Genomic DNA, 21,093 nt, shown 5'->3' on the forward strand with positions numbered 1-21,093 from the left:
ACGTCGAACAGCTTCATCGCATCCTCTGGCCGAAACCTCGGCTTAGCACTTGGGTCAGGGGGTCTTCTTCTACGCAGATGCAAGCATGTTGGAAATCCGACCGTTTAAGCAGCTAGCTGCAGCGTCCATACCCGCCAGCCAACGGCCATTCCAAGGCACACTATTCCGACGCTACATAGCGGCTTTCGGGAAAGCGCCAAAACCCTCGGCACGTCGTGAATGGGGTCGACGTTAGACTGACCGCTACTGCGGGTCGCAGGCCGTCCGGTCAAAGAGCCGATTGCACCAAAGGACGTACTACAGCCGGATGTCATCCAACTTCGAGAATACGACAGCGGCCACTGCACCCGCGAGCATGAAAACCGCGCTGAACTCGATAGCCACATATGTTGAGCCGGATGCTTTCGAGACAAAGTATATCGGCAGGAAGACAATCAGGCCACTTGCCAAGCCAAGAAGCCAAACCCATGCAGTGTCCAACCCTGAATAACGTCGTCGAAGCCACATCCCAACCACCATTCCCGGAAGCGCCAGAAGCGCACCCGGAATAGTTCCAAGAATGACTGCCATAACGACAAAATAGCTTGCCGAAGCCGGAGTACTCCCCCCGGCAAACACGTCGACTAGGCCGATCGCCACCCCCACAATGCCGCATCCAACGGCGACGCTTGCAAGGTACCTTAGGACCAACGCCGAAATTCCTCGTTCGTTCGCACTCTTCACTTTGCCACCATGCCGTTCGTCAAGGACACGCGCCCCCGACCGCATTACTTGTCTGCTATCGGGCATCAGCCAACAAGCCTTTGGTGTCTCGAAAGGGGTCGAAACCCGTCTTCTCGTTTTACCCTAGTTTCTCCACCGTCACCCGCTGTCACCCCGGGCTTGACCCGGGGCCCATCCTGAGACGGCGCCGCGCGTGCTAAACGCCTGTCAGGGCCGATGGGAAGCCGTCGGGATGAGCCCCGGCTTTCGCCGGGGTGACAGTCCGCAGATCAGGGATGTCGCTGCGGCAAATCTCGAGCATTTGGCTGGCGACTATTATAGGTCGGCACCTACCTCTGAACAAAAGTAATCCCCGCTCCAAAGTCCTCCCCCATACTCCTCCCATCCCCGTCACACACGCGGCCCCGACGCAGGGCCGGGCGGGGAGGCCGGGAAGAGGGGCGCCTCTTTACGCGGGTAGAAGCTCGGCAGCCGGACCTGCAATAACGGTACCGCCTGAATCCGGACCCGTGGAAAATCCGTGTTTCCGTGACGAACGGCCAGTGGCTCGTTCTACCTTGTTTCGGAAGGGCCACTGGCCGTTCGTTACCGTGCAACCGCGACGCCTCAGGGCCGGGCGGCTTCGAACCATGCCCGAAGGGCAAAATCTCCCCGGTGGGGAGATTTTAGGTGACTTCGCAGACGATCCGCGACGCGGATGGGTGGCTCCTGTGGAGCCGCACAAGTCAAGAAGGCCATAAGAGCTATGCTCGAATGGCGGGTGGCATGTCCGAACGAAGGGCACATCGCGCCAGTGGCGCAACATGAGCGAACAAGGCTCGAATGGCGGGTGCCACGCCCGCAAGAATGCGCTGGACCTCAAGCCGGAAATAGATATAAAGATATCTTTATATCTGAGGGCGTGATGAGCGGATTGAACAAACTGGTCGGGGTGTTGAAGGCAGCGGGGGAAAGCACCCGGCTGCGCCTGCTTGCGCTTCTGGCCGATGGCGACCATTCGGTCAAGGATCTCACCGAGATCCTCGATCAGAGCCAGCCCCGCGTTTCCCGCCATCTCAAGCTCCTGGCCGATGCCGGTCTCGTCCAGCGCCATGCCGAAGGGGCCTGGGCCTATTATCGGCTCGCGCCCGAGGGACAAGGCGCCGATCTCGCGCGCTGGTTGACCGCGCGGGTCGATCCCGATGCACCCGAGCGCCAGCGCGACAAGGCCCGCCAGGCCGAGGCGCGCGCCGCCCAGCAGGCCCAGGCCGCCGATTATTTCGCCAAGGTCGCGGAAAGCTGGGACTTGCTGAAAACCCTGCATGTGCCCGAGGCCGCCGTGGAAGCGGCGGTATTGGCTGAGCTGGGCGGGCGCAAGGTCGATCTGCTGGTTGATCTGGGCACCGGCACCGGTCGCATGCTCGAAGTGCTCGCCCCCGCCTATGCGCGCGGCATTGGCGTCGATTCCAGCCGCGAAATGCTGGCCGTGGCGCGTTCGCGCCTGGCCGCCGCCGGCATCAGCCATGCCCAGGTGCGCCTGGGCGATATTGGCGGACTGGACCCGGCCATTGGCCTGGCCGATGTCATCGTCATCCACCAGGTGCTGCACTATTTCGACGATCCGGGCCGCATGCTGGCCCAGGCCCGTCGCCTGCTCAAGCCGGGCGGGGAAATCCTCATTGTGGATTTTGCCCCCCATGAACTCGAATTCCTGCGCACCGAGCACGCCCATCGCCGGCTCGGCCTGTCGCGGGAGCAAATGAATGACTGGGCGGCCCTGGCCGGGCTCGATGTGCGCGCCGCTCGCGAATTTCCCAGTGACAGCAAGGATCGCGGCCTGACCGTGTGCCTTTGGCACCTCGGCGACCGCAGCAAGACGGAATAGACCATGATCGACGATAATCTGCGCGCCAGCCGCAAGACGGCTGACCAGCGCCCCGACCTGCAGCTTTCCTTCGAGTTCTTCCCGCCCAAGACCGACGCCATGGAGCAGCGGTTCTGGGACAGCATTGCCAAGCTCGCCCCGCTCAGCCCCCGTTTCGTCTCGGTAACCTATGGCGCCGGTGGCTCGACCCGCGAACGCACCCTGCGCATGGTGCGCCGCATCACCACCGATACCGGCGTGCCCGCCGCCGCGCATCTGACCTGCGTCGGCGCCACTCGCGATGAGGTCGACGAAGTGGTACGCGGCTATGCCGAAGCCGGCGTCAACAAGATCGTGGCCCTGCGCGGCGATCCGCCCGAAGGCGTCGGCCAGCCTTTCACCCCACATCCGGAAGGTTATCAGAACGCCGCCGATCTGGTCGCAGGCATCCGTCGCTTGGGCAATTTCGACATTTCGGTTGCCGCCTACCCCGAAAAGCATCCGCAAAGCGCCGATTGGGATGCCGATATCGACAATCTCAAGCGCAAGATCGATGCCGGTGCCGACCGCGCCATCACCCAGATGTTCTTCTCCAACACCGATTTCCTGCGCTATCTCGACCGCGCCCGCAAGGCCGGCATCACCGCGCCCATCGTGCCGGGCATTCAGCCCATCCACTCCTTTAAACAGATCTCCGGCTTTGCCACCCGCTGCGGCGCTTCCATCCCCGATTGGCTGGCCGAGCGTTTCGAGGGACTGGAGGACGATCCGGAAACCCACGCGCTCGTGGCCGCCGCCGTCGCCGCCGAACAGGTCACCGAACTGCTCGATGAGGGTGTCACCGAGTTCCACTTCTATACCCTCAATCGCTCCAACCTGGTCCTCGCCCTGGCACGGCTCCTGGGGCGGCGCACCTAGCGCCGACCTTGTTCAGCCTGCGTTCAGACAGCGCGGCTCAAGCTCACGGCAAACTGGCCTTTCATATTGTGGCCATGAAAAGGGACGATGTCCCCGCGCTCGAGCCGAGCATGTTGGAAGACGTATTCGATGCAGATTGATCGCCGTATCACCAATGGCCTGGCCTGGGCTGGCGCCGTACTCATTGTCGCCATCCCGGCCGCCGACGTAGCCCTGCGCCAGTTCGGCCCCGCCGACACCCCGCAGATCGCCGTGGTCGAAGAGCAGACTGCGCCTGCCGTGGAACCGGAACCCGTGGGCAAGCCTGCCCCGAAGCCCGAGCCCGAACCAGTTGCCGAGCCCGAACCAGTTGCCGAGCCCGATCCTGCCGACAGCAATGCCGTGGACAGCTACCTTCAATCCGGAAAGAAGTTGCCCAGCTATATCAGCGACGGCAGCCCGACCGAGCGCACCCAGACCGCAGCCCTCGCGCCAGCCGAGGAAGAAGTGACCAAGCCTGCACCCACGCCCGAACCGGCCCCAGATCCGGTTGCCACGCCGCAACCAACGCCAGAGCCCGTTGCTACGCCCGAGCCCGAGCCGGAACCTGTTGCTGCTGCGCCAGCCAAGGCGGTGAGCTTACCGACACCGGTTTCCCAGCGCCCCGCCTCTGTCCCCCGCAGCGCGGCCATCACGCCTCCACCACTGGTGATCGACCAGCCGAACACCGTTGTGACGGCCGAAGACCTGGAAGAGTGGGAAAGCGGCCCGCTCTCGGACTTTCTCGCCCGCCGGCAGGCTGGATCGGCCCCGGTCTCGCCCGAATACGATCCGGACGGGTTTTTCCTCGACGAGGGCCCGAACTCCAGCGCCCGGGTCAACCGCTTTCCGCGCGCCTATGGAAGTGACGACTATGCCTTTTAGTGGTCAGCAGACCCGCTATGCCGCCGCGGCCATGGACCCTGATGGCAAGTCGGGGTAATTCTGATGGCCAGGCGGGAAAGGGAAACCCCGAAAATGCTGTGTTGCGTCCGCAAGGCTGAAGACAATCGTGATATCTGGCAGAAACTGGCTGCCTTCCTGGGATCGTTTTCCCAGCGCACCGGCGTGGCCGGCCATGTTGCCAATATTCTGGACCCCGACACCTGGCTCCCGGGCGGCCGCGACGCCGCGTTTACCCTGGCGCTGATCGCCCTTTCCGCCAAAATGGCGGTGGCTGATGGCGCCGTCACGGCCTCTGAAGTGCGTGCCTTCAACGCGACGGTGGAAGTCACCAAGGGCAATGAACAGCAGGTGGAAAAGCTGTTTAATCTCGCCAAGCAGGATGTGGCCGGCTACGACGCCTATGCCCGCAAGGTGGCGCGGTTCTTTGCCGATACTCCCGACACGCTTGAGCATGTGCTCGACAGCCTGTTCTTCATCGCCACCGCCGACGGTCTCGTCCACGAAGCAGAGCTGGACTATCTGCGGGACGTCAGCGGAATTTTCGGCTTTGACGAGGCGCGGTTCGAACAGATCGCCGCCCAGCATGTCATGCTTGAGGAAGGCGTTGACCCATATACTGTGCTCGGCCTCAGCCACGACGCCCCGCCCGAAGAGGTACGCCGGGTCTATCGCCTTCTGGTTGCCGAACACCATCCCGACCGGCTGATTGCCAAGGGCGTGCCCGAAGAGCTCGTCGATGTGGCCACCGCGCGCATGTCGGCGATCAATCTGGCCTACCAGGCCATCACCCGGCCCCAGCCGCAGCCACTGCTGGCTTGACGGCGACGCGCCGCTCCCGCACATAGGCGGCGCCAGTTGACCGGGTGACCGCTGACGGACGGGTAACTGTCCGCCGGAGGAAAGTCCGGGCTCCATCGAAACACGGTGACGGCTAGCAGCCGCCGGGGGCGACCCCAGGGAAAGTGCCACAGAAAGCAAACCGCCCCGGCATGCCGGGGTAAGGATGAAAGGGTGCGGTAAGGGCGCACCGGGTGCCTGGTGACAGGGACCGCACGGTAAACCCCACCGGGAGCAAGACCAAATAGGGATGACGCGGGCTTCGGCCCAGCCTGTTTCGAGGCCATGTTGTCCGGGTTGGTTGCACGAGCGCGCTGGCAACAGCCGCCTCAGATGAATGGTCACCACGTCGCGGCAACGCGGCCCTACAGAACCCGGCTTACAGGTCAACTGGCGTTGCCTTCCTTGCTTTCCGTCTGATGACCGTAGTTTAACGCGGCAGCAAGCAACGGATAGCTGGCGGCAATGATGCCGCAATGTGGGTGATGACAAGTTCTCTCCTGTTCACGACAACAAGGAGCCCCACAATGAATAAGATCGTCTCTGCCCTCATCGCCCTGACCATCGTCGCAGGCATTGCCGCCCCGGCCTTTGCCTGGACCGGCGACACCTGCCCGTTCACCGATAAGTCGATGTGCGACGTGGTGTCGCTGACCGACGATACCTCCGACGATTGATTGCTTCGATCTGAGCTTACGATCGCTCTGCCTGCCCCTGTCCCCGAGGCGTCGCCTCGGGGACAGCTTGTTTTGAGGGGTATTGATCATGACGGGCGAGGCCGTTACACCGTGCGGCTTTCTGCCGAACTGTTCCGGCGCCTATGGAGCTTGACGTCAGCGCGATGCCTTTGACGACCCCTTATTATCTGATCGACGAAACCGCGCTGGCCCGGAACCTTGAGCGGGTTGATGCGCTGCGTGCCGCGTCGGGCGCAAAGTGCCTGTTGGCACTCAAATGTTTTGCCACCTGGTCGACCTTTCCGCAAATCGCTCCGCATATGGATGGCACCACCTCGTCCTCGCTGAACGAACTGAAGCTGGGCCGGGAGAAGTTCGGCGGCGAAACCCATGCCTATTCGGTGGCCTGGTCCGATGGCGAAATCGATGAGGCGATCGCCAATGCCGACAAGATCATCTTCAATTCGGTGAACCAGCTCGACCGCTTCGGCACCAAGGCCGCGCACCTGCCGGTCGGTCTGCGGGTCAATCCCGGCGTCAGCCATTCCCATTTCGACCTCGCCGATCCGGCGCGAAAGTTCAGCCGACTGGGCGAAAGCGACCGCGCCAAGGTGGAAGCGGCGATGGATCGGGTGTCCGGTTTCATGCTGCACTGCAATTGCGAAAACGACTCGGTGGAGGCGTTTGCTTCCCTGCTCGATCAGATCGAGGATAAGATTGGCGACCTCTTGTCGCGGCTCGAATGGGTGAGCCTTGGTGGGGGCATCCACTTCACCAAGGAAGGTTACGACCTTGACGGTCTGGCGGCCCGATTGAAGGCCTTTGCCGACAAATTCGGGGTGCAGGTCTATCTCGAGCCGGGCGATACGGTGGTGACCGATACCACCACGCTCGAAGTGTCCGTGCTTGATATTATCGAGAATGAAATGTCGGTGGCCATTGTCGACAGCGCAGTGGAAGCCCATATGCTGGATTTGCTGGTCTATCGCGAAAGCGGGGCCGTGGCGCCAGACACGGGGCCGTATCGTTATCAAATTGCCGGGAAGTCCTGCCTTGCCGGTGATGTCTTCGGCACCTTCGACTTCCCCAGTCCGCTGGAGATAGGGGACCGTATTTCCCTATTGAATGCGGGGGGATATACCATGGTGAAGAAAAACTGGTTTAACGGCGTGGCAATGCCCGCTATAGCCATCCGCAGAAAAAACGGCGCTGTTGAGGTTGTGCAAAGCTTCGATTATGCCGACTATGTCGCCAGTCTGTCATAAGGGCAGGCTGATCCCGTCCACCGTGAAAAAGGTGTTTCGTGCCAATTGAAAAAGAACCTGTTGATCATCGGCGCCGGAGGTGTCGCGCAAGTCGCTGCGTTTAAGGCAGCAATGCACAATGATGTGCTCGGAGACATTCACATTGCCTCCCGCACGGTTTCGAAATGCGAGGCGCTGGTCGCCGGCATTCTCGAGAAAAAGGCGCTCAAGCGCCCGGGTATTCTGGCCGCCCACCAGCTCGACGCCATGGATGTCGAAGCGACCAAGGCCCTGATCCGGCAGACCAAATGCCAGATCGTTCTCAATGCAGGATCGGCTTTCCTCAATATGAGCGTGCTCAGCGCCTGTATCGACATGGGCGTGGCCTATATCGACACGGCCATCCACGAGGATCCCAAAAAGATCTGCGAGACGCCGCCCTGGTACGGCAATTACGAGTGGAAGCGCCGCGAGGCCTGCGAGCGCAAGGGCGTGACCGCCATTCTGGGCGCCGGGTTCGACCCCGGTGTGGTCAATGCCTATGCGGCGCTGGCCGCCAATGCCTATTTCGACCGGATCGACAGCATCGACATCATCGATGTCAATGCGGGCAGTCATGGCCGCTACTTCGCCACCAATTTCGACCCCGAGATCAACTTCCGGGAATTCACCGGCACGGTGTGGAGCTGGCAGCAGAGCCAGTGGACCGCGAACAAGATGTTCGAGGTCAAGCGCACCGACGATCTGCCGGTGGTGGGCGAGCACACCACCTATCTGACCGGCCATGACGAAATCCATTCGCTCTCGGCCAATCTCGGCGTGCCCGATATCCGCTTCTGGATGGGCTTTGGCGAGCACTACATCAACGTCTTCACGGTCCTGAACAAGCTCGGCCTGCTTTCCGAGCAACCTGTGACGACGGCCGAGGGGCTTGAAGTGGTGCCGCTCAAAGTGGTCAAGGCCGTCTTGCCCGACCCGATGTCGCTGGCGCCCGATTATTCGGGCAAGACCTTTATCGGCGATCTGATCAAGGGCGAGCGCAACGGGATCGAGACCGAATTGCTGGTCTATAACATTTCGGACCATGAAGACGCCTTTGCCGAGACCAACAGCCAGGCGATCTCCTACACGGCTGGCGTGCCGGCCATTGCTGCCGCCATGCTGATCGCCAAGGGCGATTGGGACTGCCACCGCATGGCCAATGTCGAGGAACTGCCGCCCGTGCCGTTCCTGGACTTGTTGGGCAAGATCGGCCTGCCGACCCGCGTGCGCGACGAGAAGGGGGATCGTGCCTTCGATCCCGCCGAATTCGGCGAAAGCCGCGACGCGCGGCCCAAAGTGCGCCAAGCCTAAACCGCCTACCGAGCGGCCGGGGTTCGCCCCGGCCGTTTGCATTTCGGCATGAATTCGACGAGCGTTCCGCAAGGCGCGAAGGCATGCTGCCCTAACCACACGGCCTCGCGGTTGCACAGTGAAAAGCGGCCTTCGCTCCTGAATAAATAAGGTTGAAGCTATACGCCTCTGCTGCCCTCTGATTCAGGGGGAAGTCGGGTGGGGGCGACAAATGGCACCAGCGAGTGACGGCTTCCGACCCCATTGCGGTCGGCATAGCCTCTCAAGAGGCCTCCTGACAGCTGTCATTTTGGTCGGGTCGCTAACCAGAGCGTCAGACGACCCAACAGGGCCAAAAATACTGACACTGCGACTATGGCGACAATGGCCGCCGCCGACTCGAACTGCGTGTGCCCTCGTCCAAACAAAGCGTTGCCCCAGTAGGGCGTCGAAAGCACACTCCCAACCAGACATCCGCCAAAGACGGCGAGAAAATTTGCTTTCATCGAAATTCTCCGATGTCTTGGCACTTACCGAAATTGGCTTGGGGCTTCCGACCCCATCCCAGACGTTCCGAACATAAGTCAGAATGCCTGGAAGCTGCCATTCTCCCTCCCACGGCCCTCAAGTAGCGCACAAACGTCATGTAGATCGCGCACGACTTGAACCGCCAGTTCGTGCATCTCTTGGGTGGCTTCAAGCAGGTCGGGAGCCATGATGGTGATCATTCCGGCGGCAGCAGCGGAGCGAACCCCGTTATAAGAGTCCTCAAGAGCCAGACAACGAGCAGGGTCCACATCGAGCCGTCTTGCCGCTGCAGCATAGGGCGCGGGATGAGGCTTCCCTTGGGCGTAATCGCCATAGGCGACGATGACGCCGAAGCGCTCGGCGATACCAGCCTTGGTAAGATGATGGTCGACCGTTGCCCGACCAGACGATGTTGCAATCGCACAGGGCAGGTTCAAATTGGCGAGCAGATCGAGCAATTCGATGGCGCCTGCTTTCAACGTGAGCTGTGTTTCGGCCAGCGTTTTGAAATTGGCAGACGACGCTGACCAGAAAGCACCCACATCGAAGCCAGGAGGAAGATGCTCGGCCCAGATGGCGGTGCAGTCCGCTGCTGGTAGCCCGATCGTGCGATGGATCGCTGCAGGCGAGAGTGAAGCACCCATTTCGGTGACCGCCATCATCATGGCGTCTGAGTATAGCCGCTCCGTATCGAACAGAAGACCGTCCATATCAAAGATGACCGCCGCGACTCTCCGGAAAGACATTCCGTGTCCCCATCTACCATGTCCGCCTGTCAGGTTCCTACGCCAATAGCCGACAGTCAGCAAACCACCCCATAGCCGACACAAAACACCCCCGGAAAACTCCCGAGGGTGTCGCAACTTTTGAGCTGTGAACTGCCCTGCCCTAGGCGGACTGGCGGTCTTCGGCCATGGCCCGCTTGCGGAAGGAGTGGGCGCGCCAGAGTTCGAAAATGTGCATGGCATCGTCCCGGTCGAGCGCGTCGAAGCGCGAGAGGACCATTTTCTTGTCCGCGTCGCTGGGCAGGTCGCGCCAGGGGAGCGTGGCGACAATGGCCGCGAAGAGGTCCGGTGCCATGCCGGAGGCTCGCAGAGCCACGATAACCGCCACATAGTCCTGACCAGCCAGCCATTTGACGACGATTTCCGGAGCCACCTGCAGCATGACGGCCATGGCGGCGGCAGCGTGGTGGCCGTAGCCGAAGCGGGCGAAACGGGCCAGCGCACGATCGTCGAGCTGTTTGCGGTCGGCCAGGCCCTTGACCTGGTTATAGGCCACCTTCCACTCCTGCGCATTGAAGCCAGCGCGGTTGCGGATGCGGTTGTAGACCACGGTATTGATCTTGCCGGCAGCGACCGGATCGACCTGACGGTCAAGATTGCCCAGGGTTTGCAGCACCTTGCCGGCGACCTGATCGATTTCACCCCGCAACGACTTCCAGTCGATATCGCTGCGGCCACGCAGATCGGAGGCGATCTCGGCATCCTCGGTGGCGCGCTTGACCAGTTTCTCCAGCGTCGCGCGGTCAAATTCGGCCTTGGGGTTGCGGACCAATCGCACCACGGAAGCGGTCTTGCCATGATCGACCAGCGCATCGCCCACCCGTTCGGTGAGCATGGAGCGGCCGGCAATGGCCACCCGATGATCCTCGGTCTGGTTGGAAATGATATCGATCAGGTCGTCATCGCTGAGCACATTGGAGAATTCGAGCAGCGGCCGGGCCACCTCGATGACATCATTGGCCAGCTTGACGACAACTGTGCCGGGCGCCCGCTCGAGCGGGGCCAGCAGCTTGGCCACATGCACCCTTGCCTCAACCTCCACCAGCTCTGCGAGCTGGCACAGCACCTCGTCATATTGGGCAACCTGATCGTCGTCGCAACGGTCCGAAACGTAGCTGAACAGCTGCGCCGTCGTGCGAAACAGTTGCTCGCGTTCCATCTGGTTATCATCGCCGTTGAGAACGCGGAAATTTGCGAACGCACGGTGGCTTTCATCGAGCTCTGTCATAGTCGATCTCCCGGCTTCTGCCGCTTGGTTCGGGTCAGACTGACCGCCACATGCTTGTAGGGCCTGAAGGTGGGAGATCGGATTTGATTCAAACTTTAGACATTGGCCGCTTCTGTCCTCTGGACCGGGGTCCTGGCGGATACGCGAGACAAAAAAGCCCCGGGGAAAATTCCCCGGGGCCGGCAGAACTGTCCCTGAACGCGTTTAGCGCAGGTCGAAGCGATCCGCGTTCATCACCTTGGTCCAGGCAGCGACGAAATCCCGCGTGAACTTCGGCGCTGAATCGGCCTGGGCATAGACTTCGCCGAGCGCACGGAGCTGGGAGTGCGAGCCAAAGATCAGATCGACGCGGGTGCCGGTCCACTTCAACTCGCCGCTCTTGCGGTCACGGCCCTCATAAACGCCCTCTTCATCAGCCTTGGGCGCCCAGGCAGTGTCCATGGTCAAGAGATTGAGGAAGAAGTCATTGCTCAGCGTTTCCGGCCGATTGGTGAACACACCATGCTCGTTGAGCCCGGTCTTGAGCACGCGCAGGCCACCGAGCAGAACGGTCATCTCCGGACCGGTCAGCCCCAGGAGCCGGGCACGATCGACCATGGCCTCTTCGGGCTGCATGAAGGCGCGCTGGCTGTAGTAGTTGCGGAAGGCATCGGCGCGCGGTTCGAGCGCGGCGAAGGAAGCCACATCAGTCTGTTCTTCCGATGCGTCCGTGCGGCCCGGGGTGAACGGCACGGTGATGGCCTGGCCACCGGCATGCGCGGCCCGCTCGATCGCGGCACAGCCCGCCAGCACGATCAGGTCGGCCAGCGAGGTCTTCTTGCCCCCGGTAGCCGAAGCGTTGAACTCGGCCTGGATAGATTCGAGCTGTGCCAAAACCTTGGCGAGCTGATCGGGCTGATTGACCTCCCAGTCCTTCTGCGGAGCCAGTCGAATGCGCGCCCCATTGGCGCCGCCGCGCTTGTCCGACTTGCGGAAGGTCGAAGCGGAGGCCCAGGCAGTCGAGACCAGCTCGGACACCGACAGACCAGACGCCAGCACCTTGGCCTTGAGATCGGCAATATCGGCGTCGTCGACCAATGGGTGATCGACCGGCGGAACGACGTCCTGCCAGATCAGGTCCTCGGCCGGCACTTCCTTGCCCAGGTAACGGACCTTGGGGCCCATATCGCGGTGGGTCAGCTTGAACCAGGCGCGGGCGAAGGCGTCGGCAAACTGATCCGGGTTTTCCAGGAAGCGGCGCGAGATCTTTTCGTAGATCGGATCGAAGCGCAGCGACAGGTCGGTGGTCAGCATGGTCGGGCGATGCTTCTTTGCTGCATCGAACGCGTCCGGGATAACGGCATCGTCGGTCTTGGCGACCCACTGCTTGGCGCCGGCCGGGCTTCCGGTGAGCTCCCATTCATATCCGAACAGGTTCTCGAAGAAGAAATTGGACCACTGAACCGGGGTCTGCGTCCAGGTGACTTCCGGACCGCCGGTGATGGCATCAGCGCCAAAGCCGGTGCCGTGGGTGGATTTCCAGCCCAGGCCCTGATCTTCGAGGTCCGCGCCTTCAGGATCGGCGCCCACCAGCGACGGATCGCCGGCGCCATGGGTCTTGCCGAAGGTGTGGCCGCCGGCGATCAGCGCCACGGTCTCCTCGTCATTCATCGCCATGCGAGAAAAGGTCTCGCGAATGTCGCGCGCCGCCAGCACCGGATCGGGATTGCCGTTGGGGCCCTCGGGATTGACGTAGATCAGGCCCATCTGGACGGCGGCCAGGGGCTCTTCGAGCTGGCGTTCGCCCGAGTAGCGGCTGTCGCCCAGCCAGGTGCCCTCCGGGCCCCAATAGAGCTCTTCGGGCTCCCAGACGTCAGCACGGCCACCGGCGAAACCGAAGGTCTTGAAGCCCATGGATTCGAGCGCGACATTGCCGGTCAGGATCATCAGGTCGGCCCAGGAAATGGCGTTGCCATATTTCTGCTTGATCGGCCAGATCAGGCGTCGGGCCTTGTCCAGATTGGCATTGTCCGGCCAGGAATTGAGCGGGGCGAAACGCTGTTGGCCCATGCCGGCGCCACCGCGGCCATCGGTGATGCGATAGGTGCCGGCGCTGTGCCAGGCCATGCGGATGAACAGGCCGCCATAATGTCCGAAATCGGCTGGCCACCAGTCCTGGCTGTCGGTCATCAAGGCGCGCAGGTCTGCCTTGACGGCATCCAGGTCCAGTTTCTTGAATTCTTCGGCATAGTCAAAATCCGGGCCCATCGGGTCGGACAGCGGGGAATTGGTGTGCAGCACCTGCACATCGAGTGCCTCGGGCCACCAGTCGCTATTCTTCCGGCCGCGCCCTGCACCACCGTGCGGGAACGGGCACTTGCCGGCTTCGGGTTTGGGATTGGGGTCGGTCATGGCGGGGGCCTCCTTAACAGATATGGACGCGTTATAGGGGGGTGACAACCATTAGGCCAATCGATAATTCTTCCTTCTCCAATAGGAAAAACTAATCGTGTCGATCACTCTGAAACAGATGCGCTATGCGATCGCCCTGGCAGAGGCCGGTCACTTCGGCCGCGCCGCCGAGGCATCTTCTGTCACCCAACCGGCATTGTCCCAGCAAATTCTGACGCTTGAAAGACTTTGCGGCACGCCGCTGTTCGACCGGCTCAAGTCCGGGGTGCGCCCCACCCCGTTTGGCCGGGAATTCATCACCATGGCGCGCGAAACCCTCAAAAGCGCAGAAGCGCTCGATGCCTTCGCCATTGGCCGCACTGGCACACCAGCGCGTGCCTTGCGCTTTGGCCTGATCCCGACAGTCGCACCCTATTTGCTGCCGGAAATCTTTCCCGCCCTCACCCGCGATCTGCCCGGGCTCAAATTCACCATCAGCGAAAGCCGCACCGAGGCCTTGGTCGATAGCTTGCGCGATGGAAGCCTGGACATTGCGCTGATTGCCACCGAACCTGCCGGGACAGGGCCGCGCCTGGTGGACACACCGCTGTTCGAGGACAATTTCGTGCTGGCAACGCCCAGCGGCGAAACAACCAAGCTTCCGGTCTCTCTGGCCGCCCTACCCCCGGAACGCATCTTGCTGCTTGATGAAGGCCACTGTTTTCGCGACCAGACGATTTCAGCCTGCCGGCTGGATGCCGAGCGTGGTGCCAAGACCTTTGCGGCGACCTCCCTGTCGACCATCGTGGAGTTCGTCGCCAATGGCCAGGGGGTGACCCTGCTGCCCCAGATCGCCCTGCGCAAGGAGGCCAGCGACCCGCGCATCGCCGTGCATCCCCTCAACGACCCGGCGGCGGGACGACAGTTGCGGCTGGTTTGGCGCGATGCGACGCCCTTCGCCGCGACCTTCCAGCAGATCGCCGATGTAATCCGCGGCTTGCGCAACGGATCGGCGGTCTAGGCGACCATGCGCCGGCGCTGGCTGTAGCTGTCCCAGGAAAACACGATCAGCGAGACCCAGATCAGTGCAAAGCTCAGCAGGCGCAATGAATTGAGTTCCTCGCCGAACATCAGGATCGCCAGAAGGAACTGGATCGAGGGCGCCAGATATTGGAACATGCCGATGGTTGTCAGCCGCAACCGCCGGACGCCAAAGGCAAATAGCAGAAGCGGCACCGCCGTTGCCGGGCCGGTGGCGATCAACAGCAGCATCAGGGTAGGATCAGCGTGAACGCCCACACCGTTGCGCACGATATCGAAAATCACATAGCCCATGGCCAGCGGCGCAACCACCAGGGTTTCAGCGAACAGTCCCGTCGCCGGGCCGGTTTGCGCGGTCTTGCGAATGAAGCCGTAAAAGCCGAACGAGAAGGCCAGACCCAGTGCAATCAGCGGTACGCGCCCGATGCCGGCGGCCTGGATCAGGATGGCCACGATGGCGATAGCGATGGCGAATGTCTGCACGCGGTTCTGCCGCTCGCCCAGGAACACCATGCCGATGGCGACACTGACCAACGGATTGATGAAATAGCCGAAGCTGGCCTCAAGAACCTGCTCGGTCTCCACTGCCCAGACATAGAGTAGCCAGTTGCACAACAGCAGCACTGCCGAAACGGCAATAACCCGCATGCGGCGGAAATCCGCCAATACGGATCGGATTTCTGAAAAGCCGGCAGTGAAGGCAATGAAAGCGGCGAGCAGAACCAGGGACCAAAGTGTGCGCTCAGCTACGATCAGGACGGATCCGGCCTGATCGAGCAGGTGAAACAGGATCGGCAGAAAGCCCCAGAGCAGATAGGCTGACAGGGCAGCAACAACGCCCTTGCGCGTTTCAGCAGCATCGGCCCTTCGCTGCGTAACGCTCTCTGCAGCCAGCTCGGGCGCTTGTTCTGGAAGGGTCATGGCGGGACTCCGCACCGCGCTGCGGGTGCCCACTCCCATACCAACCCCAACCCGCCATGGGCAATCAGAGTTTGTGATCGCCCACCCTTGCAAAGCTGATGGCCAGGTCCCAACCTTTATCTGTGTCGGACGTTGGCCATGAGGAGCGCCGGCAATGCTCGTGCGCTTCGGACCCGTCCCAATACGAGGAGCAGCAGATGAAAAAGACAGTGACCTGGATCCTGATCGCCGATGGTACACAGGCCCGCGTGGTTGAGCACGTCGGCCCCGGCAAGGGTCTCACGACCGTCAAGGGCCTCGACTGGTCCATTCCGCCGCTTCAGACCCAGGATATCAATGCCGACCGACCCGGCCGCAGCCATTCCTCGGTTGGCCATGGCCGCAGCGCCATGGAGCCCAAGACCGATCCGGCCGACCACCGGGAAGCCGAATTCATGCGTTCGGTCGCTCATGTGCTGCAGGAAAAAGCCACGTCGGGCGCCTATGACCGTCTGATCATCGCCGCCGCGCCAATTGCGCTGGGCAATCTGCGAAAGTTGCTGTCCGATCATGTCAAGAAAACCGTGGTAGCCGAACTCGACAAGGATTTGACCAATGTGCCCACGCCGCAATTGGACAAGCATCTGGACGGCATCATCGCCGTCTAGTTCCGCGATCAGAATTTGCTACCGCACTTCAGAGACTTAGCGCGACTTCTGGAATCCATCCCGACAGGCGTTGAATCAGATTATCAGTGCCAGGAAACACTCTCTGAAGTTCTTGATTCAAAATCAGAAGCAAGCGGCGCGATCTCTTCTATCGCGCCGCTAGTCGTCTGTTTCGTCGTCGTTTTCCTCGCCCGAAAACGCATCGAGGAACTGCAGCAGCACCGAATTGACCAGCCCCGGCTTCTCGATGCTGGGAATGTGCGCCGCCCCTTCCAGAACCACCCCGATGGCGTTGGGCATGGTCTCGGATAAGGTCTCGTGCCGGTCGACCAGCGCGGTAAAATCCTCATCACCGACGATCAACAGGGTGGGTGCTGCCACGGACTCGACCCGGTCCCAGGCATCGGGCGAAAGCTCTTCCTGAGTCAATTCCGGTTTGCTGAGCACGGCGGCATTCATGTCCAGAAACAGCTCGCGCACCGCGCCGCCGACCCGGCCGCTCTGGCTGCGGGGGCCGTCGAGCCATTCATGGGCTTGCACGCGATTGAGCAGATCGAGGTCGCCGCGTTCCCACGCGTCTTCTTCCGCCATTTCGATGGCGCTTTCTTCCGCGGTCGTACTCCAGGGCGCCCCGTTGATCGAGGTGCCCATCAGTACGAGCCCGATCACACGACCGGGATAGGCAAGTGCGAAATCGACTGCCAGACCGCCACCCATGGAACACCCCACCAGAATGGCGGCATGGATATCCATTGCGTCGAGCAGGGCTTCGAGATCATCGAGATGGCTGAACGGCTCGTCTTCGGTGACTGTCTCGCCATAGCCGCGACGGTCATAGGCAATGGCATGCCAACCCTTGGCGGCAACCGCGTCCATCTGGTCGAGCCACATACGCTTGTCGCAGACCCCGGCATGCAGGAACACAACGGGAAGCCCCTCCCCCTGTTCAAGACCGCTCAGCGTGCCGCCGCCAATCTCCAGGGCAAATGGCTCGGCGCTCATTGCACCAGCGCCGCGCAGAATTTCATGCCATCCTTGTCGCCCAGCCAGCAGCCCGGCTCACTCTCGACGGGAACAAACCGGCCCAGTTCCTCGGGGTAGCGGCCCGGTTGCGGTTCGGCGGGGATCAGATAGCCCAGACCTTCGCCATCGGCTTCATGCGCAAACACGAACGTTTCTCCACTCGGCAGGGCGAAGGTGATGCCACCGCCATCGACAGTCACGTCGCAATCAAACGGGTCCAAACCCGTGATCGAACATTGTCCCGGCGCAGCAATTGCCGGAACGGCGAGGGCAAAGCTGACCAGCAGCACCGCCCCCGTCACGAAATACTTCATACAGTCCCCCAAGAACCGATCTGCGAGGAGCATGGCTCCGTCCCGCCCAGTCTATTGCAGAAAGCGCAACAAACCCAACGCTTTTCACACGTCAATGGAGGATTGGTAAAGGCCGGCCGGCAAGTTAGACGCTCGCACCGAGCAGACGATCCAGCGCCTGTTCTACCTCGGTCTGGCTGTAAGGCTTGACGATGACCGCGTGGTCGTCCCATTCCGGCGGCAAGCCGTCCCGCCCATACCCCGTAGCAAACAGGATAGGCACGCCACGCTCGCGCAGTATCTGCGCCACAGGAAAAACCCTGGCGCCGCCAAGATTGACATCCAGAATGGCGACGTCGATCGCCTCGACACTGGTGGCCAACTGCTCTGCCTCGGATAGGCGCATGGCTTGTGCCGCGACATTCCAGCCGAGCTGTTCCAGAATATCTTCGAGATTAATCAGAACCAGCGCTTCGTCCTCGACGACAAAAACGCGGCGTCCCGCACTAGTCAAAACGCGCCTCCTGTTCAGCATAGGCTGCCGCAGGGATAAGCACCTGTGCCCGAAGTCCATCCTGATCGTAGTTCAAATCTAAACCGCCGCCCAATTCGCCCGTTACCACCATGCGTAATAGCCGCGCACCAAACCCCTGCCGCACCGGCTCGGTTGGCGTCGGCCCATTGCGCTCCACCCAGTCAACGACCAATTGCCCCTCTCCATCCCTACGCCATTTGACGGACAGGTTACCCTCAGGCACCGACAGGGCGCCGTGCCGAGCCGCGTTTGCCGCCATTTCGTGCAGTACCAAAGCAAGGGCCACGGTTGTCTTGGCATTCACCATCAGCGTTGGGCCGCCATAGTCAACCTGTTCGTCGCCAAAGGCGCTCAGTTCCTGGTGCACAAGATTTCCAACCTCTGCATCACGCCAATGACGGTCGCTGAGCATCGTATGGGCATTGGACAACGCCATGATGCGGGCCTCAAGCGCCCGCCTGGCCTGCGCGAAATCGCTGGTGTTCCGTAGGGTTTGGCTGGCAATCGACTGCACGGTGGCCAGCGTGTTCTTCACCCGATGGTTCAATTCGTCGATCATCAGCCGCTGTCGACGGACGGCCCGCACGGACTCGGTGCGATCCATGCCCTGCACGAAGACGCCAGTAATATTACCGGCTCCATCGCGGATTGGATTGTAGGAAAAATCGAGAAAGGTTTCTTCGGCTGGTCGGCCAGGCTCGTTTTCCAGCATCACGCGGGCCCCCTCGGCCGCATGCACATGGCCTTCACGATAAACCTTGTCCAATACCTCAATAAACCCCTGATCGATGACCTCAGGGAGAGCCTGCGCAACAGTCTGCCCAATGACGTCCCGCCCGCCGATCAGCTTGGTGTAGGAATCGGAGGTGAAGGTAAAAACGTGGTTGGGGCCAGAGAGCACGGCGACGAACGCAGGCGCCTGCTGAAACAGCCGGCGGAACTCGGCGCTGGAAGCCTCGGTCTCGCGTGTGCGCTCGATCAGGCGCGTCGCCGCCGAAATCGATCCATAGGGCAGTGTTGTCGCCTCGCGCATCCGCACCAATTCGGTGACGTCCACCGTGTTCTGCATCACATGTTGAACGGTGCCGTCGGGACCGGTGAGCGGCACATGCACGGCGGTCCAATACCGATTGGTAACCGTGCCATCGGCCTCGGTAATGGGGTAGTTGATATAGGCCAGCGTGTCCGGCTCGCCAGTTGCCAGAACGCGCTCAAAGGATTGACGCAATCGCACTCCGGCTTCGCCTTCATTGGGAAACAGCGAGAAGAGGTTTTGTCCCTGAAGCTGGGCAAACGGCGTTCCGACCACCGCCTCATAGGCCGGATTGGCAGCTACATAGCAGAGTTCGCGATCCAGGATCATGAAGGGGCTGGGCAGCGCTTGAAATATGCGCGCAAAATCCAGCTCAGTCATTGATTAGCGGTCCCCAAAAGCGTCGGGAACATGACCCCGATCAGACAGACGAACGTGATGGAACCCAACCGGTTCCATACCGAGAAAGTTTTTTTCGTGCGGCACGGAGGCCGAAAAAGGGCGCAACTCTCGCCGCGCCCTCTTTGTTGGTTACCGCGTCAGCGGCTTGTAGGTTGCCCGCCGTGGATTGACGGCGTCGGCGCCAAGGCGCCGGACCTTGTCGGCCTCATAATCCTGGAAATTGCCTTCGAACCATTCGACGTGGCTGTCGCCTTCAAAGGCCAGCATGTGGGTGGCAAGGCGGTCAAGGAACATGCGATCGTGGCTGATGATGACGGCGCAGCCGGCAAATTCCTCGAGCGCTTCTTCCAGCGCAGCCAGGGTTTCGGTGTCCAGATCGTTGGTCGGTTCGTCGAGTAGCAGCACGTTGGCGCCGGATTTGAGCATCTTGGCCAGGTGTACGCGATTGCGCTGCCCGCCCGAGAGATTGCCCACTTTCTGCTGCTGATCGCCGCCCTTGAAATTGAACGCCGAGGTATAGGCGCGCGAGTTCATTTCGCGCTTGCCCAGCATCAGGATGTCGTCACCCTCGGAGATTTCCTCCCACACGGTCTTGTTGGGGTCGAGCGCGTCGCGGCTCTGGTCGACATAGCCCAGATTCACGTTGTCGGCCACGGTGACCGTCCCGCTATCGGGCGTCTCTTGACCGGTCAGCATCTTGAACAGCGTCGTCTTGCCCGCGCCGTTGGGACCAATGATGCCCACAATGCCACCGGGTGGCAGCTTGAACGACAGATCGTCGATCAGCAGGCGGTCGCCAAAGGACTTGCTCAGGTTTTCGACCGTGATGACATTCTGTCCAAGGCGCTCGCCGGGCGGAATGATGATCTGGGCGGTCTGTGACTGGGTGCGGGCCTCGTTGAGCTTGACCAACTCGTCATACGCCTTGATACGCGCCTTGGACTTGGACTGGCGCGCCTGCGGAGACTGGCCCATCCATTCGCGCTCTCGCTCAAGCACCTTGGCGCGAGCAGCATCCTCGCTCTTTTCCTGCGCGAAGCGCTTTGCCTTGGCGTCGAGATAGGCGGTGTAATTGCCTTCATAGGGCACGCCGCGGCCACGATCGAGCTCGAGAATCCAGCCTGTGACATTGTCGAGGAAGTAGCGGTCGTGGGTAATGATCAGCACGGCGCCTTCAAATTCGCGCAGGTGCCGTTCCAGCCAGGCCGTGGTCTCGGCGTCCAGATGGTTGGTCGGTTCGTCGAGCAGCAGCAGGTCGGGCTTGGAGAGCAGCAGCGCGCAGAGCGCTACGCGGCGCTTTTCACCGCCCGAGAGATTGGTGACATCGGCGTCGCCAGGAGGGCAGCCGAGCGCCTCCATGGCCACCTCAACCTGGGATTCGAGATCCCACAGATTCTGTGCGTCGATGACGTCCTGGAGCTGGGTCGCCTCGTCCGCGGTTTCATCCGAATAGTTCATCATCAACTCGTTGTAGCGGTCGACAATGTCCTTCTTTTCCTTCACCCCGGTCATCACATTGCCCAGCACGTTGAGTGCCGGGTCGAGCTGCGGCTCCTGGGGCAGATAGCCCACCTTTGCGCCTTCGGCGGCCCAGGCTTCGCCCGAAAATTCGGTCTCGATGCCGGCCATGATCTTGAGCAGGGTCGACTTGCCCGAGCCATTGGGGCCGAGAATGCCGATCTTGGCGTCGGGGTAGAAGGAGAGATGGATATTATCCAGCACCTTCTTGCCGCCGGCATAGGCCTTACTCATTCCGTGCATGTGATAGATGAACTGGCGCGCCATGGGC

At 61.5% G+C, this 21,093-nt stretch carries 18 protein-coding genes and 1 other RNA gene; 10 read left to right on the forward strand and 9 right to left on the reverse strand.

Translation table 11 applies throughout. The features are described from left to right. The first annotated feature begins 1,627 nt into the window (after positions 1–1,627). From GGR20_RS06190 to GGR20_RS06225, 8 genes are all read left to right on the forward strand, one after another. Entirely contained in the window at positions 1,628–2,587 is a 960-nt protein-coding gene (locus GGR20_RS06190; RefSeq protein WP_104893824.1) for an ArsR/SmtB family transcription factor, read from the forward strand. 3 nt (positions 2,588–2,590) lie between these two features. Then, a complete protein-coding gene (metF, locus tag GGR20_RS06195; RefSeq protein ID WP_183310368.1) occupies positions 2,591–3,484 on the forward strand; it encodes a methylenetetrahydrofolate reductase [NAD(P)H] in 894 nt (297 codons plus the stop codon). 129 nt (positions 3,485–3,613) lie between these two features. Beyond that, positions 3,614–4,387: a hypothetical protein gene (locus tag GGR20_RS06200; protein WP_183310369.1), complete on the forward strand. Its 774-nt coding sequence runs from the start codon at positions 3,614–3,616 to the stop codon at positions 4,385–4,387. A 93-nt stretch (positions 4,388–4,480) separates the two neighbouring features. Further along, complete coding sequence (locus GGR20_RS06205) at positions 4,481–5,227, forward strand: J domain-containing protein (RefSeq protein ID WP_183310370.1); 747 nt, start codon at positions 4,481–4,483, stop codon at positions 5,225–5,227. 32 nt (positions 5,228–5,259) lie between these two features. Continuing rightward, an RNA gene (gene rnpB, locus GGR20_RS06210) (RNase P RNA component class A) lies at positions 5,260–5,643 on the forward strand. A 129-nt stretch (positions 5,644–5,772) separates the two neighbouring features. Continuing rightward, positions 5,773–5,922, forward strand: a complete 150-nt coding sequence (locus GGR20_RS06215; RefSeq protein ID WP_183310371.1) for a hypothetical protein — start codon at positions 5,773–5,775, stop codon at positions 5,920–5,922. A gap of 164 nt (positions 5,923–6,086) precedes the next feature. After that, positions 6,087–7,187 carry a carboxynorspermidine decarboxylase gene (locus GGR20_RS06220; RefSeq protein WP_183310372.1) on the forward strand — a complete coding sequence of 367 codons (1,101 nt, stop codon included), beginning with the start codon at positions 6,087–6,089 and terminating at the stop codon, positions 7,185–7,187. Between the two features lie 45 nt (positions 7,188–7,232). Further along, the gene (locus GGR20_RS06225; RefSeq protein WP_183310373.1) at positions 7,233–8,519 is read left to right on the forward strand and encodes a saccharopine dehydrogenase family protein; all 1,287 of its coding nucleotides are present in this window, start codon (positions 7,233–7,235) and stop codon (positions 8,517–8,519) included. Positions 8,520–9,082: 563 nt separating this feature from the next. Here the strand turns inward: GGR20_RS06225 and GGR20_RS06230 are convergent. The 3 genes from GGR20_RS06230 to katG all read right to left on the reverse strand — a co-directional run bounded on the left by GGR20_RS06230 (position 9,083) and on the right by katG (position 13,430). Further along, positions 9,083–9,772 (reverse strand): HAD family hydrolase, encoded by a 690-nt coding sequence (locus GGR20_RS06230; RefSeq protein ID WP_183310374.1) that lies wholly within the window; start codon positions 9,770–9,772, stop codon positions 9,083–9,085. Between the two features lie 142 nt (positions 9,773–9,914). After that, positions 9,915–11,039 carry a DUF2336 domain-containing protein gene (locus GGR20_RS06235; RefSeq protein ID WP_183310375.1) on the reverse strand — a complete coding sequence of 375 codons (1,125 nt, stop codon included), beginning with the start codon at positions 11,037–11,039 and terminating at the stop codon, positions 9,915–9,917. A gap of 204 nt (positions 11,040–11,243) precedes the next feature. Continuing rightward, complete coding sequence (gene katG / locus GGR20_RS06240) at positions 11,244–13,430, reverse strand: catalase/peroxidase HPI (RefSeq protein ID WP_183310376.1); 2,187 nt, start codon at positions 13,428–13,430, stop codon at positions 11,244–11,246. A 97-nt stretch (positions 13,431–13,527) separates the two neighbouring features. Here katG and GGR20_RS06245 point away from each other — a divergent pair, with 97 nt between their 5' ends. Then, a complete protein-coding gene (locus GGR20_RS06245; RefSeq protein ID WP_183310377.1) occupies positions 13,528–14,430 on the forward strand; it encodes a LysR substrate-binding domain-containing protein in 903 nt (300 codons plus the stop codon). Here GGR20_RS06245 and rarD read toward each other — a convergent pair. Next, positions 14,427–15,371 carry an EamA family transporter RarD gene (rarD, locus tag GGR20_RS06250; RefSeq protein ID WP_183310378.1) on the reverse strand — a complete coding sequence of 315 codons (945 nt, stop codon included), beginning with the start codon at positions 15,369–15,371 and terminating at the stop codon, positions 14,427–14,429. The genes GGR20_RS06245 and rarD overlap by 4 nt on opposite strands. Positions 15,372–15,568: 197 nt before the next feature. On the opposite strand from rarD, the gene GGR20_RS06255 reads away from it, so the two are divergent. Then, entirely contained in the window at positions 15,569–16,018 is a 450-nt protein-coding gene (locus tag GGR20_RS06255; protein WP_183310379.1) for a host attachment protein, read from the forward strand. Between the two features lie 159 nt (positions 16,019–16,177). On the opposite strand, the gene GGR20_RS06260 is transcribed toward GGR20_RS06255, so the two are convergent. From GGR20_RS06260 to ettA, 5 genes are all read right to left on the reverse strand, one after another. Further along, on the reverse strand, positions 16,178–17,020 hold the full coding sequence (locus GGR20_RS06260) for an alpha/beta fold hydrolase (RefSeq protein WP_183310380.1): 843 nt from the start codon (positions 17,018–17,020) through the stop codon (positions 16,178–16,180). Continuing rightward, complete coding sequence (locus GGR20_RS06265) at positions 17,017–17,388, reverse strand: hypothetical protein (protein WP_183310381.1); 372 nt, start codon at positions 17,386–17,388, stop codon at positions 17,017–17,019. Before GGR20_RS06265 ends, GGR20_RS06260 begins: the two co-directional genes overlap by 4 nt. 91 nt (positions 17,389–17,479) lie before the next feature. Continuing rightward, positions 17,480–17,848 (reverse strand): response regulator, encoded by a 369-nt coding sequence (locus tag GGR20_RS06270; RefSeq protein ID WP_246349458.1) that lies wholly within the window; start codon positions 17,846–17,848, stop codon positions 17,480–17,482. Further along, entirely contained in the window at positions 17,841–19,283 is a 1,443-nt protein-coding gene (locus tag GGR20_RS06275; RefSeq protein WP_183310383.1) for an HWE histidine kinase domain-containing protein, read from the reverse strand. Before GGR20_RS06275 ends, GGR20_RS06270 begins: the two co-directional genes overlap by 8 nt. Positions 19,284–19,433: 150 nt before the next feature. Beyond that, positions 19,434–21,089, reverse strand: coding sequence for an energy-dependent translational throttle protein EttA (gene ettA / locus GGR20_RS06280; protein ID WP_183310384.1), 1,656 nt, complete (start codon positions 21,087–21,089; stop codon positions 19,434–19,436). Between the last annotated feature and the right edge of the window lie 4 nt (positions 21,090–21,093).

The sequence above is a fragment of the Devosia subaequoris genome (genome assembly GCF_014197055.1).
GTDB lineage: Bacteria > Pseudomonadota > Alphaproteobacteria > Rhizobiales > Devosiaceae > Devosia > Devosia subaequoris.